The following is a 17775-nucleotide window of genomic DNA, read 5'->3' on the forward strand; positions in this document are numbered from 1 at the left end:
TAACAATGAAAAAGATCATTACCTATGGAACTTTTGATTTGCTGCATCATGGTCATATACTTTTATTGCGGCGGGCAAGGGAACTAGGCGATCATCTTACCGTAGCATTATCTACCGATGAATTTAATGCAGGCAAAGGCAAACAGTCTTTTTTCCCATACGAGCAACGCGAACTGATTTTGCAAGCAATTCGGTATGTAGATGAGATTATTCCTGAGTATTCCTGGGAACAAAAAACAGAGGACATCATTCGCCTTGGAATCGACACCTTTGTCATCGGGAACGATTGGATTGGGAAATTCGACTTCTTGAAAGCACATTGTAACGTCGTTTATCTTGAACGTACGAATAATATTTCATCCAGTCATATTCGTCAGCACTACCAACAAACAAGCATGCCCACTTAACTAACCGCTTTATTTGGAGGCTTTATGGAAAAACTACTTTCACTTTGCATGATCGTCAAAAATGAAGAAAAGGTCCTTGAGCGTTGTTTAGATAGCGTCAGGGATTTAGTCGATGAAATTATTATCGTAGATACAGGTTCAACAGATTCAACCAAAGAAATTGCACGAAAATACACGGATCATATTTATGATTTTGTTTGGATCAATGATTTCTCCGCAGCCCGAAATAAAGGAATAGCAAAAGCAACGGGAAAGTGGATTCTTATCATGGATGCAGATGAATATATCGAACAAGCAGACGTTCATAACTTGAGAGAAATGCTTATTAATGAAGAGCCCAGGGCAGATGTTGTTCTTAACATAAAAATTATTAGCTTCACTGGCGACTCACTAGCAGAAAGTAATATTCTTGAATCCACAACGGATCGTATTTTTCCTAATCATATGGGAATTCTTTTCAACCGTCCCATTCATGAGCAACTTGTTTCCATACACAGCACTGCACTCAACAGATATCCGATATCATTTCGAATCTATCATACAGGCTACTTAAAAGAAGTCCTGCTGGAAAAAAATAAAACTGAGCGAAATATGGCTATCTTTGATCAGATGAAAAAAGAGGGGAAATTCACGGCATATGATTACTTTACATTAGCCAATGAATATCATTCCCAAAAAGACTTTAAAAAATCAGCTTATTATTATCAACGTGGCTTTAGTGGTTGCAATCCAAATTTTCAATGGTATATCCATTGTCTTGCCGGACTCATTAGTTCTTTATTTAACTCTGGAAGCATTAAAGAGGCGTGGGACCTTGTTGAGAGTAAACTCTCTCAATACATTAACTACCCTGAGTACCACTGTATACGTGCCATTTTCTATGAATATTTTGGACTGTTTAGTGAAGCTAAAAGTGAATATGAAGAAGCACTGTTGTGTTCAGAACGGCTAGCTGATTTGAACAAAGACGCTTGGATTATCAGTCCCGATTATGGTTCAAAACTTCCTCAGATACGTCTCAAGGATTTACATTACCGCGAACGAGATATCGAGAAAACAGTTTATTATTTAACAAAACTACTAATGAATGATTCAAACGATATGCAGTCGCTTATCAAATTATGTGAACTGTTAGCATTAAACGAAACTACCGAGTCCATAGCAGGCTTTTTGAATAAAGTTTATTCAGACGATAATCCGCGGCATATTTCGATTCGGTTACAAACGTTCTTAGCTATTGGACATCTTCAATTAACTGAATTATATATAGAAAAAGCAAGAGCCTTAAAGCTTGTACAACCCTTGGACGAAATGCGTCTATCCCTATTAATTAATGATCGGGCTGCTTTTGATTTGTATTTAAAGGAAATTCCTCTAGAGAAAAAAGATTCTGATAAATTTGTAAAGCATCTTCTTCTAGCATCATTGATTTGGGAAACGACTGCTTATATCGAGCAGCTTGAATTAGCTGAGAACCATACTTACTATAATGAAAAGCAACTCTTAATCGCGCTACTCCAACATTTAACATATAGTCAAAAGGATAGTAGTACAGATGTATCAAGTAAGTTACTTCTCCTATTGACAGACTTATTCACGCTGCAGCAGTTCGAAGCCTATGACCGTCTAGTTAATCAGATTGGTACTCCAGCTTTAGTTAATCAGTTGGCAAATTATTTCTATAATAAAAATCAAATTGACCTATCGATGAACTATTACTCATTACTCTTGGATCAAAATGAGTTAAATGGATTGAGTGCTGAAAACTTAGCCTATTATCATATAAATCAGCGGTTATATGAGGACGCAGTAGAATTCTTGAAGTATGGTGTTGAAAAAGAACCACAGAAGGTATATTTGCATGTATTATTGTGTAAATACTGTACAATTGCAGAGGAAAGATCGAGGTACAAACAAAACTTCGAAGATAGTTTTCCTAAAGATAAGATGCTTCCGTTTATTCAAAGTTTGTGACTGGTTGATACAAAGTCTTATTAGGACGTTAATACAAAGGAATCCCTGTTGAAAGAAACGGGGATTCCTTTGTTTATCCGTACCCTTGTAAACTCTTATAAAATCAATTCAACTTTGGTTTCACTATTCCAAGTTCTTTTCTTAAGTAATGTTGATCACCCACAACGTGTGTGAAAACATCTGGGATCCCGATTCTTTTAAATTGTACTGGTTTTCCATACTCTGCAATAACTTCCGCTACCGTAGTTCCTAATCCCCCAATGACTGTGTGCTCCTCCAAGGTAAAGATTGGTATACTTAAATCAATTAGCTCAATAATTTTTTTGTTATCGAACGGTTTTATCGTAGGCATGCTAACTAACATAACGTTAATGCCTTCTTCATTCTTCCATTGATCAACCCACTCTAGAGCTAAGTGAAATGTATTGCTCGTTGTTATTAGCACTGCTTCAGAATCACCATAATCTCTTACTGTTACTGCTTGTCCAAGTTCAATATGCTGATTCTCATCGTGTATGCATGTTTCACCATTTTTGCCTAATCTTATATACATTGGACCTTCATGAGTAAAACTGCTTCGGACAAGATCTCTCACTTCAATTGGATCACCAGGACAACATACTGTCATATTAGGCAGACTTCTCATTAATGAAATATCCTCCAAGGCATGATGTGTCGCTCCTGCTGGACCATAGCTTAGTCCTGCCCCAACACCAACTAAACGAACATTTGCATTTAAGTATGCAACATCCACTCTTATTTGTTCATAACACCTCATAGTCACAAAGGGAATAATGCTGTATACATACACAACCATTCCAGAAAGTGCCAAACCAGAAGCTATTCCTATAGCATTTTGTTCTGCTATGCCAGCATTAATTAAACGGTTTGGGAACTTTTTACCAAATGGCTCTAACACCGAGAATCCTAGATCGGGTGTAATAATCATTATACGGTTATCAATTTCAGCTTGCTCCATCAATATTTTAATAAAGGTATTTCTCACTGAAAATCACCCAATTCTATTAATGCTCTATTTAGCTGCTCCTCATTTGGCGATTTATAATGCCATTCTAATTTATTTTCCATGAATGAAATACCTTTACCCTTAATCGTATGAGCAATAATAGCTTTTGGAGCTAACTGTTTCTTGTTTAAAGCCGTATAGATTTCTTTTGATTCGTGGCCATTTATTTCGTATGTTTCCCATCCAAAGGCTTGCCAACGATTAATAATTGATTTCTGATTTACTACCTCATTGGTTTCTCCAAACCCTTGGAGTTTATTATAATCAATTATAACAGTCAGATTGTCCAATAAATGATGGGATGAAAACATTGCAGCTTCCCATATGCTCCCCTCATTACACTCCCCATCACCTACTAATACAAAAACTCTAGCTTCTGATTTCGCTAATTTATTTGCTATCGCCATGCCAGCACCAATCGAGAGCCCATGTCCTAAAGATCCACTTGATACTTCAATACCAGGAACAGCACTCATGTCCAAGTGACCTGGTAATCGACCACCATTTACATAGAATTCATCCAAATATTTTTTTGAAAAAAAACCTCTTTCTGCTAAAGTTGCATAAAGCGCTGCACTTCCATGTCCTTTGCTTAAAATAAATTTATCTCTAGCAGGATCTATTGGAGAATCCGGATCGACTCTAAGTACTTTAAAATAAAGAACATATAAAATTTCCACTATAGATAAACAAGAACCAATGTGAGATGACTTTGAGTAATGCATCATATTCAATATAGATTTTCTAATTGAATATAGCTTTTCAATTTCATTCATTCAAAAGCACCTCATATTTTAAAGAAACAATTTCTCCATTGAATCCATATTCTTGTCTTAATAACTCTATAATTTCATTTTCATATGAGGTTGCAAATATGACAATCGCATCAGGATGTTCGTTCTTATTTAGGCGATCAACTGGGTATACAGATGCGTTTAAACCTAATAATTTTTTATTATGCAAAAAAGTATTATTGTCATATAATATCGGTACTTCTATACTAGACAATTTAGCATTTGCCATGAGTAGAAACGTGCGATGTGAAGCTCCAAAACCATGAACTATTTTATTAGAATCGATTAGTTTTTCAATTTCCCTCTTAATTGCATTGAAATATTTCATCGCATTATTCGAAAACAAGTTTATTTTTAAAAGATCAATATTATGTGATTCAGATATGCTTGTATCGCTGCCATTCTTAAGATACAGTAAAATAGAACCACCGTGGATATTAACTCTCTCTGTATAATCTATACTAAAATTATGCCTACTTAACAGACTACTAATAGATTCAATAGTGAAATAATTCAGGTGTTCGTGAAAAATATTTGAAAATAAGTTAAATTTTAAAGTGGCATCAAAATCCGGTACTTCTACAACTAATAAACCCTCAGGCTTTAATACGAACTTTAAGCAATTAATCATTTCTTCTAAATTATCAATGTGTTCTAACACATGCCGTACGATAACCAAATCATACTTTCCTATTTCACTTTGATTCAAGAACTCCTTATTAAAAAAGTTATTAATCATTGGAATCCCTTTTTCTCTAGAAAAAACACATAATTGTGTCGAAGGCTCAACGCCTAACACATCATTATGTCCATAACTCTTCAAATGTTGAAGAAAAGTTCCATCACCTGCGCCTACTTCCAAAACTTTTTTATTATTAGTTCCTTTTTGTTCAACCAGATGTTTTGCCAAGTCAGATAGATAATTCTTGTATGTAGGAGTCGTGCTTCCAGCAAAACTGTAATTACTATAAATCTCTGGATTCACAGTCTCTTTTAGTTGAACTAAATTACAGTTTTCACAAAGAATAAGTGTAATTGGTATATTAATACCCTCTGTAAAATCATCTATATTTGCGTACATTCCTGCGACAGGAATAGGATCAACCTGATAGATCTCCCTGAATGTTTCATTCCCGCAAGATCTACAGTTATCTATCGAATGGAACTCATTATTCATAAATATAATCACATCATTTCATCTGGATTTTGATACCATGATATTGTCCTAGCTATACCTACTTCAATATCAGTAGAAAATAACTTACCAAGTTCGGATGTTTTTTTCATATCAGGACATGATATCTGAGGACTTGTTTTTAAATATTCTGGGAGCTCGTTTTTCACGTAAACACTCACGCTCCTTGAACAAGATGCAGCAACTACATTAGCAAGATCTTTTATCGATATATGATGACTATTCCCGATATTGTATGCCTCTCCTGGTCTACCATAAACTAATACATTTATCATTTGTAAGATGGCATCAGATATATAACAAAATCCCCTACGTGGAGTTCCATCTCCAAGAATTTCAATGTGATTTTCTTTTGTAGCTTTTATAATGAAATCAGCCCAAACCCTACTATCATTTTCTTTGAATCCAGGACCATAAACATGAATAGGCCTTACCATCGTTACCGGGATATTAAAAGTACGGTAATAATTATAACAAATAGTTTCAGCAAATTTTTTTGATTCCACATAACAAGATCTTAATGAAAGATGATCTGTCTCTCCGATGTAAGTTTCCCGTGTAGGCACATTCTCTAACGAAGGATTCCCATATATCTCGCCAGAGCTAATATATAGAAAGGACTTAAGATAAACACTGTCCTTAAGCTGATCAAGAATATACTCTGTTGCTCGAATATTTGCATTGATTGTCCCTATAGGATCAGATATATAAGACTGGGGGGCTGCATTGGAAGCAGTATGGATAACAAAGTCTACAAATTTTAATTCAGGGAGGTCAAATTCAGTTCCAACATCTATTTTTTTAAAATTAATTAATTTATCACTATATATTTCTTTTAGTATTGGATGAAATGCATTTAGCTCATTTCGATAAGTTGCTATTATTGACAGTGAATGATTAAGAAACTCTTTATTAAACCATGAAAGAAAAGATACTAAGTATGATCCAATCATACCAGTTGATCCTGTTATTACCCATTTGGTATTTTTAAATTGGTCTTTGTTTTTGATATGTTTACTAATTTCGAGAAAATCATTTGCAAGTATTCTGTTCATTTGCTCACACTCTCATCGATTGCTTATCTTTTACAAAAGTAATAATTGAGTCAATCATATAATTTATCATTTCAATAGTTAAACCAGGATAAACTCCTAACCAGAGAGATTGATTCATAATTAAATCAGTATTAGTAAGGTTACCTACAACTCTATAGCCCTCTCCTAAGCTACGCATTTCGTCAAAACACGGATGTTTAATAAGATTCCCGGCAAAAAACATTCTCGTTTGAATCTCCCTACCTTCTAAAAACTGAACTAACTCATCTCTCGAAAAGGGGGCATCCGCTTTAACGGTTAGTGTGAAACCGAACCAACTCGGGTCAGAATTAGGAGTTGCTTCTGGTAAAATGAACACATCTGTAAAATCTTTCAAAGAATTTTTAATTTTCGCCCAATTATTCTTTCTGGATTCAATAAATATAGGTAGTTTTTCTATTTGAGCGACACCTATAGCTGCTTGCATATCAGTGACTTTTAGATTATAACCAAAATGTGAATATACATATTTGTGATCATATCCAAAGGGAAGTTCACCAAATGACTGATTAAATCTTCTACAGCAAGTATTATCCTTACCTGACGGGCACCAACAATCCCTACCCCAATCTCTAAAAGATTCAATTATCATTTTTAGTTGAGGATCATTGGTATACACCGCCCCACCTTCACCCATTGTCATGTGATGAGGTGGATAGAAACTGGATGTTCCAATATGGCCAATTGTTCCAGTATACTTCCATTCATTATTTATTTTATATTTTGAACCCAGTGCGTCACAGTTGTCCTCAATTAGCCATAGGTTATATTTATCACAAAAATCTTTAATAGTCTGAAGGTCAAATGGGTTTCCTAATGAATGAGCAATCATGACCGCTTTCGTCTTCTCTGATAGTGCTTTCTCCAAGAAGGTAACATCCATATTATAAGTAGGAATATCAATATCCAAAAAAACAGGGATAGCGCCGTATTGAATAGCTGGTGCAACAGTTGTCGGAAAACTTGCAGCAACTGTAATTACTTCATCACCTCTTTTTATGCGGCGCTCTCCTAATTTGGGAGAAGTTAAGGCCATAAAGGCTAAAAGGTTTGCAGAGGATCCTGAATTTGTTAATGAACAAAAGCGAACACCCAGAAATTCCGCAAAATTCTTCTCAAATTGTTTTGAATATCTACCTGTGGTTAGCCAAAAATCTAAAGAGGAATCTATTAGATTGGTCATTTCTTTTTCATCAAATACTCGACCGGCGTATGAAATATGATCACCTGGAGTATATTTTTCGTTTTTATTTTTGTGAACCGCTTCATAATAACGTACTGCAGCTTGAATTACTTGTTCTCTAAGATCAATTTCTTGCCCCTGTAATTCCTTCATTTGTGCCTCCGTTTATACATGTTAATAATATTCTTTTATTTGATTTTGACTAACCTTGAACATATCTTCTCCATTTATAAAAGCTTGTGTCCACTCTACAACCTTTTGTATTGTAGAATCTATGTTCCATTTCGGGTGCCATTGTAATAAGGTCCTTGCTCTTGAACAATCAAGTTTAAGATATGTAGCTTCGTGGACATTCGAATTCGAAGTAACCTTATACTCAGCTGGACTATTCCACTTTTCTATAAGCATTTTTACAACATACTCTACTTCCAGAGCGTTGTGTTCATCTGGGCCAAAATTCCAACCTTCAGCTACTGTAGTGCCTTCCGAAAATAACTTCTCTGCCAAAATCAGATACCCATGTAGAGGTTCTATTACATGTTGCCAAGGTCGAATCGATTTAGGATTTCTAATCTCAATTTTATTATTTGCGATCAGCGAACTAATACAATCTGGTACTAACCTATGTTCAGACCAGTCGCCTCCACCAATAACATTCCCTGCTCGAACAGTAGCAACCGCTTTTTGATGTACTACATAATTGCTAGAGTTGAAAAAAGAATTTCGATAAGATGCAGTTAATATTTCCGCACAACCTTTACTAGAGCTATAAGGGTCATATCCCCCCATTGGATCATTTTCCCTATAGCCCCATATTTGCTCTTTATTTTCGTAGCATTTATCAGAGGTAACAATAATTCCTGCCCTTATGGTGTCACTCTCTCTAATAGCTTCTAATAAATGAAGAGTTCCCATAACATTTGTTTCATATGTGTAAACTGGATCTTGGTATGAATGTAAAACTAACGGCTGAGCAGCTAAGTGAAATACAATATCAGGCTTATGTTGTTTAATCTCGTTCTTTAATCGATTCAAGTCACGTACATCTGCGCGAATATCTACGATATGTTTGTCAAGTTTTGCAACATTAAAAATATCATTTTCATTCTTTGGTTTTAACCCGTAACCGATTACCTCCGCACCAAGCATTTGTAACCAGATAGCCAACCATGAGCCTTTAAAGCCAGTGTGACCAGTCAAAAATACTTTCTTTCCCTTCCAAAATGATCTGTTAATCATATCCATAATTTCCATGGGGCTCGTTCGGCTTTCCACAGTTCCTCCAAATAATTTTTATCTCTAAGTGTATCCATAGGCTGCCAGAAATCATAATGTTTATAAGCTGACAACTCACCTTTTTTCGAAAGTTTCTCTAGAGGTTCTCTTTCCAAAACCGTTTCATCATTATCTAAATAATCGAAAATATCTGGCTCCATTATAAAGAAGCCCCCGTTAATCCAGTGACCATCACCTTTTGGCTTTTCTTGAAAACCAACTACCTCATTATTTGTATTTAATTCTAGTGCACCAAACCGCCCCCCTGGCTGTACACTGGTAACAGTTGCTATTTTTCCATGTAGCTTGTGATGCCTGATCAAGTCATGAATATTTACATTAGCAACACCATCACCATAAGTGAGCATAAATGGTTCATCATTAATGTATTTCTTCACCTTTTTCACTCTACCACCAGTCATTGTATCAAGACCGGTATTTACTAAAGTAACTTTCCAAGGCTCGGCTGAATGATAATGAATTGAGGTTTGATTATCATTTCTGAAGTCAAAGGTAACATCCGATTCATGCATAAAGTAATGAGCAAAGTATTCTTTAATACTATACCCTTTATACCCAAGACAAATAATAAAATCATTAAATCCGTAATGAGAGTATATTTTCATAATATGCCAGAGAATTGGCCTTTCTCCTATTTCAATCATCGGCTTTGGCTTAAGATATGATTCTTCACTTATTCGCGTTCCATATCCACCTGCTAATATTACAACCTTCATGTATTATTCACCTCAATTTTTACCTTCGTATTTAAGTTTTATTTTGTATAAACGTCTCAATTTTTGACTTTGCTTGGTTGTAATAGGGTTCATCAGAATAATTTTCCTCAAAAATCCTGTTGAAACTACTCGGATCTAATTGGTCCCATTCATTAAGTATCATATTAGTGTAAGAAGGAATAACCCATGCATCCAACATGAATTTCTTTTCAAATGCAATACTAGAGCTTTGTAATCCTTTATCATTGAAATAGTTGAGTATCTTTAAATAGTTTTCAATGAAAACTTTTGCAAAGCTATATCCTCCATTAACATTGTGAGCATAAGTGTATATTCTCCCATTAATTACACCAAAAAATGGATTATTTTCCAATATCGAAAATTGTATATAGACTTGATTAATGAAAGTTCCCAAGAACCGATCAATCGTTTCAATTTTATTGATTTCAACCCTTTTTAAGATAAGAGAAGAAATAAAAGTGCAATAATTTGATGTGGCTCTCAAATATTGATTCATACCTTCGCCGAGATATACATTATTGTTATCCCTTCTAACATCCAGGAAAAACATCCCACATTGTTTATGTTGATTAACTTGATTATATATATGATAGAGTGTTCCCTCTTTAAAGTAATCATCATCACCATGAATCATACAGAAGGTCCCTTTTGCGAGAGATATTGTTTTCAATATATTTTTTTCTGATCCTATATTTTCTTCATTCTTATGGTATTTAATGTTTGAATATCTATTTATATATTTCTTTACTATTTCATCTGTAGAGTCCACTGAGTTATTATTAGAAACAATTACTTCAAAATTATTGTCGTCGCCAATTTGATTGAATATCGTACGAAGACACTGATCTAGACATGCTGATCTATTATATGTAGGAATGCAAATTGAAATTAATGGTTCACACTCCAGACGATTTTCCAACACTCTAGCTATTTCTTCTTTGGTTTTAACTCTTAACCATTCTCCACTTTTCTTATCAAACATTTTTATCACTTTTGCAGGATTTCCTGCTACTAATGAATAATCTGGAACATCATCCACAACTGTAGAATTTGACGCAACAACACAACCCTTACCAATATCTACGTTACCTACGATGATTGCATTGAATCCAATCCAAGAACCTTCTCCAATTCTAACTTTATTCGTAAGTGAATCAACACCCTGGTGTTTAATAGGAATTCCAATATTCCGATATTCATGGTTATGGTCAGAAACATGTACATTCGGAGCGAATATAACATTCTTTTCAACAATAACTTTATTTACTGCGGAAATATTATTTCTGGGACCAAAAGTCACGCTATCTTCAATAAATATTCTGGGGCCATCCTTGTAATTTCGATACGGGAGAAGAAACCAGGAGCTTTCAGGTATAGTGACATTATCTCCAACTGACATACCCTCTGTACACGTGAGTGTCGCTCCGGCCTCAACTCTGGAGTTTTTACCAAATTTATAGAATGTAAAACTATTAATAATGCGTCCAATTCCATATTCATTTGTAAAAATTATCTTATACTTCTCATATTCACTGTCTAAAAAAAGCTCCCCACAATCATGAATTATCCATGGTTCTTTCTGATGAGGAATCGCAATCTCGTATCCAGCTTGAGTAAACTCCATACATTGTGAGATATCGTAGAAATGCCACCCAGTAAATATGTCTTCTCTCCAAGGGATATCAACTTGTGTAATCATGATTAGGCCATCAATGGCTTCAACTTTTTCAATGTTAGATTCAACTTCTGAGTATGATAGCATTCTCATTTGTCCAGTGCTATTCTCAAAGACTTTTCCGTATTTTTTACTGGCATTCCACCAAACTAAATGGTGAGGTATCTTAGCGGCTCCTATTACACCTAACATCCCCAAATTTGGTTGTTTAGTAAAGACCTCTATAATTTCATGCATGAAATTTTTATTAATAATAAATACATCTTGATGCATATATACTTTGTACTTAGCATTTGATTGTTTCATTGCTATGTTATAGCCGGAAGTAATGCTCACTGCATCATTTATTGAAATAATCTCAATCTCAAAACCATCGGGAATTGATAAGGAGTTCACATACCTAACGGATTCTTCATACAATACCGGATTATTAGTGCAATAAATAAAACTAATTTTTTTATCATCCATGCTTTATTTTCTCCTCGATCTGGGAAATCAAGACATTAAGTCCTTCATCTTTTTCTACATTTGCAAGGATATTCAAGGCTTCTTCATATAATTGAAAACTGAACAAGGTATATCCAATATTATAATAAGTATCTTTATTATCTTTATTATAATCTAACGATTTTTCTAATATAGGAATTACTTTTTCAAATTGACCGGTTTCAAAGCAACTCACAGCAATATGATTTAACAACTCATCTTTCTTCATGATATCATTTTCAACAACGCGAAAGATTTGGCTCATACTTATTACTTTTTCATCAAGATGAATAATTAATTGTTTTGTCGTCTCGTCTTTTTCTATATTATTTTCTATCCTACGCATCATGAACTTTAATAGGTATTTTTCATAATTGTCGCTTATTATCTCTCGATGAATATCTACAATTTTCTTATTTATTACTCCGTCATTATTAAAATCAGACTCCAATAGCGTCTCAAGCCATTGCACAGCGAGCTCTTTATTTCCCAATTTATACATTACTTCCGAAAAATTAAGTGCTGTTTCAGAATTTGAGTTGCTATATTCGTAGGCCTTATTAAGGAATGGAAAAACGCAGTCCATTCTTCCGCAATCAAAGCAGTGCATCGCAAGTTTATTTAACAACTCGATTTTAGAAAAATCACTATCAGATATTATCTCAATTAATCGCACTTGATCAAATATCAGTACTTCGTTTAACAAATTATTCGAATTTTCTGCCACCTGTATTTCTCTAAGCAGATTCTCAATCTTAGCATCAAGTGATGTTTTCCGTGCATTAACTATAAAATGGGTAACATCTAGAAATTGCTTTTCTTCGTTTGAACAAAATCCCTCGAAATTCTCTATTAATTCCAAACTTTTACCCGAATCCTTCTCTCTCAAATAATCAAAATCAATCTCAGCAAATCCAGCCTTTTCGAAAAGAGTAGTTATTTCATCAAGCGTCCATCCAGAGGGAATATCTGTGTTTATTTTTTCTGAAATTACTTCTTGTATTGAAACGTGATATAAAGAATTGAGAAATTTAATTAATATTTCTCCATCCGATTTAAGGCACCGTTTTATTTTTAGGAGTGCATCGACAGGTTCATCTGTATTGAAAATATCAGGCCCTATAATAATATAGTCAAATGTGTCACTCTCAAAGTTCTCAAGTACCTTTTCAATATTATCGCTATACACTTTGGTAACATGTTTTGCAGTATTAGCCATCAAAGGACTCGACTCAACACCTACGGCTTCAGCTAGCGGAAATCTATCTTTTACTTTAGCTAGTGTCCCGCCAAACCCACATCCAACATCTAAGATTTTAAAATGCTCGTCTATTCTTCTATTTATCTTTTCAATTAAATCAACTTCAATATTTATTTGATGCTCCTTTATAGGAGAATCTTCTTGATGTTGAAGTACTATAACGGTACTGTAGGATGCTATTTGGAGTCCTTGAACCACTGCTTGATCAAATCCGGCATCAATATCGTTAAATATAATACGCAAATCTGTTTGTTCAGCTAACCACTCTCTTGTTCCATCCATTGAGCAATTATCAACTACAATTATTTCATATTTTTCTGTTGCATTTTTTGTTCTTAGCATTGCTATAGTCTTCACAACATATCCAAGCTCATTATGAGTAATAATTACATAACTTTTTCTACCACTAAGCACCATCAAACTCTGACCCCTTTTTCTATTACTCAAGATTGGTTGTGATAAGAATTGATTTCTCTAGTTATATTTATTATTAAGCCGATTGTCTCTGCATCCTTCATCTTTATCAGTTCCAAAAAACCCAGAGCTTTCTCATAAGCTCCAATCTTGTATAAAATAAATCCGTAATTAAATAGTGTATCAGTATCTTCTGGATTAATTAGTAGTGATTCATTTAATAAAGGAATAATGCTTTCAAATAAACTTTCAGCAAAGAAATTATTCGCCAGTACGTTAAGCACATATTGCTTTTGTTTCAGACCTCTATTGACTGCTTTAATAATACCTTCTGTGTCAATAAGACCTTGCCTAACTAAGTTAGCAATTTCTTTCAATGATGTTTCTTTAGTTTTTCCTTGCTCTACATTAACCAATAACTCATCAATAATACAATTAGGTTGGGTATGACTGGCGACTAGAGTGTACTGATATGTCTTAAATTGATAATCGTTCTGCGAATCTACTAATGCAGATAGTTGTTCGACCCATCTTTTGTCAGTCTCTGACAACGAGGTTGTAATTGACCCGTACTTAATGTTATTGAAACCAACTGCTCCGAATAACTTCATAAGTTCTTCCAAGGTGAAAAAGCGAAGGTTATGCTTACTAAGAATTCCCGATTCCGTATAAGTCCACCTACCATTAATCAAACCACGCAAAACTGTATGATGCATAGCATTAGGGATAACTGCAAGTACTTTGCCGTCTTGTTTTAAAAACCTCTTTAACCTTCGTAATACAGTTTCCGGTTCACGCAATTGTTCTAATATATTCCCCAAGAAAATGTAATCGAAAAAATCAGATGGATATTCTAACTCTTCTTCAACATCGGTATTTTCAATTTTTGCAAACCTAGCTGCAACAGCCGCCGCGTAACAATTTTTTTCTATGCCGTATAATTCAGCATTTTTGTATCTATTACTTACTTCTAATAACGTTCCACCGCATGCGCAACCCACATCTAGCACACGTATAGGGTCATTAATTAGATGTTTATCCATCAATGCTATGAGTTCATGTCTAATTTCCGTTGAAGTTGCTGTATGGAAGCCCCACTTAGTGAGGAACTTTTGGCGATTCGAGGCTAGTAAATTTTTCGCTCCTTCAGGCATTTCACCAAAGGAAGTATTACCAAAGTGATGTATAAAAACATTTTTGCATAATAGAAGCTCATAACCCGCCTCAAGCAGACGGAAAGAATAGTCACTATCTTCACACATACCTGGGGAAAAGATTTCATCTAGTAAACCAATTCGGTCAATAGCATCCTTTTTAATAATCATACAAAAACCAATAAGTTTTAATCTCCGCTCCCACTGTCTTGAATCGTGGCGATTATGGTTTCGAGCGAACTGCAACATCTCGTCTAGATTATTGTAACTTACAGGTATCTCTTGATACCCGTAGGCACTATTTGTAACAGGTCCAACTGCCCCTATCTTGTCACTGCTATATAAAGCTTCAATCATAGGAGGCAACCAGTTTTCAGTTACAATAATATCGTTGTTAAGCAACATGATGTTATCTCCAGATGCCACTTCTATACCTTGATTGCATCCTTTTGGAAAACCGACGTTTTCTGAATTAAATATGGTTAGAATGTCTGTCTGTTCCGCTAACCATTCACGTGTTCCATCCGTAGAATTATTATCGACTATAATAATCTCAAAGTTACCTCTTTGGGTGAATTTACGGATACTTTCAATACAAGCTTGTGTATATTCTAATTTATTATATGTTAGTATAACTATGCTTGTTTTAGTAAATTTTTCAACTACCATCTTGGTTTTGCTCCTTTTGGTGGTACTCAAATTATAATTATCCGTACGGTGTATTGTGTTTCTATATCTCCATCTTATATCGGCATTTATATAAGCGTACTTTACTAGTATATTTTTCCCAGTGGTTGCATAATAAAAATGAGGCTGCTAATTGCATAGCAGCCTCATTTTTTTAATTTTTCTTGTCTATAAAATAACTATCTGTTACCGTATAATATTCGTAGCTTTTTTTCTGCAATTTAGCTTGATTAATTTGCTTTATTTTCAGAAGCGCTTCATCTCGAAGTTGTTGCATTCTTTCCCTGAGCACTTCATCATGGGTAAAAATCCTATTAATTTCAGCTTGCTGCCTTTTATCTAATCCATTATCTATATAAGGTATGATCTGATCAACAATTAGGCCACGCTCGTCCACAAACTTCTCTAGATCTTCATAACTAGCCTCATGGATTCGACTAACCATCTCCACCGTTACTTTATCAAGAGCACTTATTAACTCATCCATGATTCAACACACCGGTTTTATCGGATGAAACAATTTTTGCAGCCTGTACCCAGGCCTCCTTTAGATCTAATAAATGATCCAGGACAATTTTAGCAGATGTGCTGTTTTTCTTTAGGTTAGCTTGAATTAACTGATATAACATAAACTCATATATTCTTGATAAATCCTTAGATAAAACATAATCAAAATTAAGTGATGCAATAAGTTCATTAATTACCGCTTGCGCTTTAAGAAGCCCTTTGTGTGCTTTTTCAACATCCATCTGCTCAATACCATCGATAGCCATTTTGGTGAATCGTATGGCACCATCATAAAGCATGATAACCAATTGTGGGCCAGTAGCCGTTTGAACAGAGGTCTGTTGGTATTTTTGTAATTGAGATGGATTCATATTGTTCTATCCCTTCTATATACCCTAGCTAAAATTGCTAGCTTGTGAGTTCAACTTACTAATAGCACTTTCCATTGCAGTAAATTTTGCATAATACGCGGTTTCCAATCGATTAAGCCTGTCTTGCATAGTAGCTATGCGATCATCAATTCCTCTTACTTGACTACCCAACGTGCTGTTATTATCCAAGGTTTGATCAAGTTCCACACTATACTTAGAGGTTCCTGCTTTTTCCGCCAGACCATCCAATCCCGTTTTCAATACCGAATACATTCTATTAAATACACCATTATTAGCGGTTATTGGATTGCTGGTACTTGTAACAGAACTGTCCTTACCTGTAAATAGTGCCACTACTTGATCCGGATTAGCTTCTATGGCCTTTCGAAGCTTGGTCTCATCTAGATAAAGTTTTCCGCCTTCGGACCATGTTCCCGTCGTTATGCCAATTTCGGTAATATTCATAGAGCTAGTAGTTGAGCCAGATGGCACATTTACCGAGGAAATAGCCGATAATCGGAGATTAGAGACTAAGCTAGTCAGTGTAGAATCTCGTCTAATTAATCCACTCTTAGCTTTAGCTTCCCAAGCTGTAATTTGACCATCAGTCATTGCCGACTTTTCATCACTAGTTAAAGGTCCATAGGATGAATATCGTGCTTCGTCCAGCTTATTATTTACAAGTGATAGTACGTTATTATAATCACTAATAAAAGATTTAATAGTGTTTACAATTGCATCCGTATCACTGGAAACTGTTACGGTAGACCCATCTACAGATGTCGAAACGGCATTAAATGTCAACTTCACATCATTTAATGTGTAAGAGTTACTATCCTGTTCTATATCTAGACCATTGACCGTTAGTTTTGCATTTGTACCTGGCTTAAGAGTGTCCAACTTAAACGCAGTTTTTAAATCATTTGAAACCGTTACACTCGAAGCCAAACCCGTCGTTTTACTTGTTAACGAAAGCTTGCCGGATGTTGAATCAAACACGGCAACAACGTTGGCACTGCTGTTTTTATTGATTTTAGAAACAAAACTAGAGATTGTATCTGTTGAATTGAAGGATATTGATTGTCCATTTATTTGAATCGTCGACGCGTTGGTAATTCCAATATCCGCTAAAGTTGTTGTTGCAGTTGTCGCTCCAATTCCGGTCCCTGACACTAAAGCTCCGCCCGTGGCTAACTGATTAACCTTTACAGTAAAGCTACCTGAAGCATCTGAACTTAGTGCAGTAGCTGTAAATGCATTCGTATCCCCTGTTACTGTGGTCTTCTTAGCCGACATTGCTGACATTGTATTATAGCTAAATAATTTATTATTGCGGAAGTCAACCAGCTTCGTGCTCACTTCCTTGTAGCTGTCCCTTGTCCATTCGATGAGTTGTTTGCTTTTATTCAACTTATCTAGAGGTGCTTGTTCCGCTTTCATTAACTTAGTCACAACTGCCTCAATATCGAGACCTGACGAGCCCGCCCCACTAATTCTATTAACCATATTGTTC

15 protein-coding genes are annotated in these 17775 nt (G+C 35.1%); 2 read left to right on the forward strand and 13 right to left on the reverse strand.

What is annotated here, in order from left to right; translation table 11 throughout:
* The first annotated feature begins 5 nt into the window (after positions 1–5).
* Together tagD and GON05_RS07345 are read left to right on the forward strand one after the other, a co-directional pair.
* The gene (gene tagD / locus GON05_RS07340; protein WP_157318512.1) at positions 6–407 is read left to right on the forward strand and encodes a glycerol-3-phosphate cytidylyltransferase; all 402 of its coding nucleotides are present in this window, start codon (positions 6–8) and stop codon (positions 405–407) included.
* A gap of 24 nt (positions 408–431) precedes the next feature.
* Positions 432–2381: a TPR domain-containing glycosyltransferase gene (locus tag GON05_RS07345; RefSeq protein WP_157318513.1), complete on the forward strand. Its 1950-nt coding sequence runs from the start codon at positions 432–434 to the stop codon at positions 2379–2381.
* Between the two features lie 103 nt (positions 2382–2484).
* Here GON05_RS07345 and GON05_RS39880 read toward each other — a convergent pair whose 3' ends face one another.
* The 13 genes from GON05_RS39880 to fliD all read right to left on the reverse strand — a co-directional run bounded on the left by GON05_RS39880 (position 2485) and on the right by fliD (position 17768).
* Positions 2485–3360, reverse strand: a complete 876-nt coding sequence (locus tag GON05_RS39880) for a transketolase C-terminal domain-containing protein (protein WP_157318514.1) — start codon at positions 3358–3360, stop codon at positions 2485–2487.
* A gap of 23 nt (positions 3361–3383) precedes the next feature.
* Entirely contained in the window at positions 3384–4184 is an 801-nt protein-coding gene (locus tag GON05_RS07355) for a transketolase (RefSeq protein WP_157318515.1), read from the reverse strand.
* Complete coding sequence (locus tag GON05_RS07360) at positions 4177–5379, reverse strand: class I SAM-dependent methyltransferase (protein WP_157318516.1); 1203 nt, start codon at positions 5377–5379, stop codon at positions 4177–4179. Before GON05_RS07360 ends, GON05_RS07355 begins: the two co-directional genes overlap by 8 nt.
* 8 nt (positions 5380–5387) lie before the next feature.
* Positions 5388–6452 carry an NAD-dependent epimerase/dehydratase family protein gene (locus GON05_RS07365; RefSeq protein ID WP_157318517.1) on the reverse strand — a complete coding sequence of 355 codons (1065 nt, stop codon included), beginning with the start codon at positions 6450–6452 and terminating at the stop codon, positions 5388–5390.
* Positions 6453–6456: 4 nt separating this feature from the next.
* Positions 6457–7827: a lipopolysaccharide biosynthesis protein RfbH gene (rfbH, locus tag GON05_RS07370; RefSeq protein WP_157318518.1), complete on the reverse strand. Its 1371-nt coding sequence runs from the start codon at positions 7825–7827 to the stop codon at positions 6457–6459.
* 21 nt (positions 7828–7848) lie between these two features.
* Positions 7849–8913 (reverse strand): CDP-glucose 4,6-dehydratase, encoded by a 1065-nt coding sequence (gene rfbG, locus GON05_RS07375; RefSeq protein WP_157318593.1) that lies wholly within the window; start codon positions 8911–8913, stop codon positions 7849–7851.
* On the reverse strand, positions 8910–9686 hold the full coding sequence (rfbF, locus tag GON05_RS07380; RefSeq protein WP_157318519.1) for a glucose-1-phosphate cytidylyltransferase: 777 nt from the start codon (positions 9684–9686) through the stop codon (positions 8910–8912). Before rfbF ends, rfbG begins: the two co-directional genes overlap by 4 nt.
* A gap of 31 nt (positions 9687–9717) precedes the next feature.
* Positions 9718–11850 (reverse strand): glycosyltransferase, encoded by a 2133-nt coding sequence (locus GON05_RS07385; RefSeq protein ID WP_157318520.1) that lies wholly within the window; start codon positions 11848–11850, stop codon positions 9718–9720.
* The gene (locus GON05_RS07390; RefSeq protein ID WP_181646570.1) at positions 11843–13546 is read right to left on the reverse strand and encodes a glycosyltransferase; all 1704 of its coding nucleotides are present in this window, start codon (positions 13544–13546) and stop codon (positions 11843–11845) included. Before GON05_RS07390 ends, GON05_RS07385 begins: the two co-directional genes overlap by 8 nt.
* A gap of 26 nt (positions 13547–13572) precedes the next feature.
* Positions 13573–15366: a bifunctional glycosyltransferase family 2 protein/class I SAM-dependent methyltransferase gene (locus GON05_RS07395; protein ID WP_157318522.1), complete on the reverse strand. Its 1794-nt coding sequence runs from the start codon at positions 15364–15366 to the stop codon at positions 13573–13575.
* 172 nt (positions 15367–15538) lie between these two features.
* Positions 15539–15871 carry a flagellar protein FliT gene (locus GON05_RS07400; protein WP_157318523.1) on the reverse strand — a complete coding sequence of 111 codons (333 nt, stop codon included), beginning with the start codon at positions 15869–15871 and terminating at the stop codon, positions 15539–15541.
* Positions 15864–16262 (reverse strand): flagellar export chaperone FliS, encoded by a 399-nt coding sequence (fliS, locus tag GON05_RS07405; protein WP_157318524.1) that lies wholly within the window; start codon positions 16260–16262, stop codon positions 15864–15866. The genes GON05_RS07400 and fliS overlap by 8 nt, the downstream gene beginning before the upstream one ends.
* Positions 16263–16286: 24 nt before the next feature.
* Positions 16287–17768 carry a flagellar filament capping protein FliD gene (fliD, locus tag GON05_RS07410; protein WP_157318525.1) on the reverse strand — a complete coding sequence of 494 codons (1482 nt, stop codon included), beginning with the start codon at positions 17766–17768 and terminating at the stop codon, positions 16287–16289.
* Positions 17769–17775 lie beyond the last annotated feature (7 nt).

The sequence above is a fragment of the Paenibacillus anseongensis genome (assembly GCF_009757995.1).
GTDB lineage: Bacteria > Bacillota > Bacilli > Paenibacillales > NBRC-103111 > Paenibacillus_E > Paenibacillus_E chondroitinus.

Bases quoted from the DNA above. Each gene is read 5' to 3' on its own strand.
- GON05_RS07390 (WP_181646570.1), bottom strand. From the start codon at position 13,546: ATGGTGCTTAGTGGTAGAAAAAGTTATGTAATTATTACTCATAATGAG.
- rfbG (WP_157318593.1), bottom strand. From the start codon at position 8,913: ATGATTAACAGATCATTTTGGAAGGGAAAGAAAGTATTTTTGACTGGT.
- tagD (WP_157318512.1), top strand. From the start codon at position 6: ATGAAAAAGATCATTACCTATGGAACTTTTGATTTGCTGCATCATGGT.
- GON05_RS07385 (WP_157318520.1), bottom strand. From the start codon at position 11,850: ATGGATGATAAAAAAATTAGTTTTATTTATTGCACTAATAATCCGGTA.
- GON05_RS39880 (WP_157318514.1), bottom strand. From the start codon at position 3,360: ATGGAGCAAGCTGAAATTGATAACCGTATAATGATTATTACACCCGAT.
- GON05_RS07360 (WP_157318516.1), bottom strand. From the start codon at position 5,379: ATGAATAATGAGTTCCATTCGATAGATAACTGTAGATCTTGCGGGAAT.
- GON05_RS07395 (WP_157318522.1), bottom strand. From the start codon at position 15,366: ATGGTAGTTGAAAAATTTACTAAAACAAGCATAGTTATACTAACATAT.
- GON05_RS07355 (WP_157318515.1), bottom strand. From the start codon at position 4,184: ATGAATGAAATTGAAAAGCTATATTCAATTAGAAAATCTATATTGAAT.
- rfbH (WP_157318518.1), bottom strand. From the start codon at position 7,827: ATGAAGGAATTACAGGGGCAAGAAATTGATCTTAGAGAACAAGTAATT.
- GON05_RS07345 (WP_157318513.1), top strand. From the start codon at position 432: ATGGAAAAACTACTTTCACTTTGCATGATCGTCAAAAATGAAGAAAAG.
- rfbF (WP_157318519.1), bottom strand. From the start codon at position 9,686: ATGAAGGTTGTAATATTAGCAGGTGGATATGGAACGCGAATAAGTGAA.
- fliD (WP_157318525.1), bottom strand. From the start codon at position 17,768: ATGGTTAATAGAATTAGTGGGGCGGGCTCGTCAGGTCTCGATATTGAG.
- GON05_RS07400 (WP_157318523.1), bottom strand. From the start codon at position 15,871: ATGGATGAGTTAATAAGTGCTCTTGATAAAGTAACGGTGGAGATGGTT.
- fliS (WP_157318524.1), bottom strand. From the start codon at position 16,262: ATGAATCCATCTCAATTACAAAAATACCAACAGACCTCTGTTCAAACG.
- GON05_RS07365 (WP_157318517.1), bottom strand. From the start codon at position 6,452: ATGAACAGAATACTTGCAAATGATTTTCTCGAAATTAGTAAACATATC.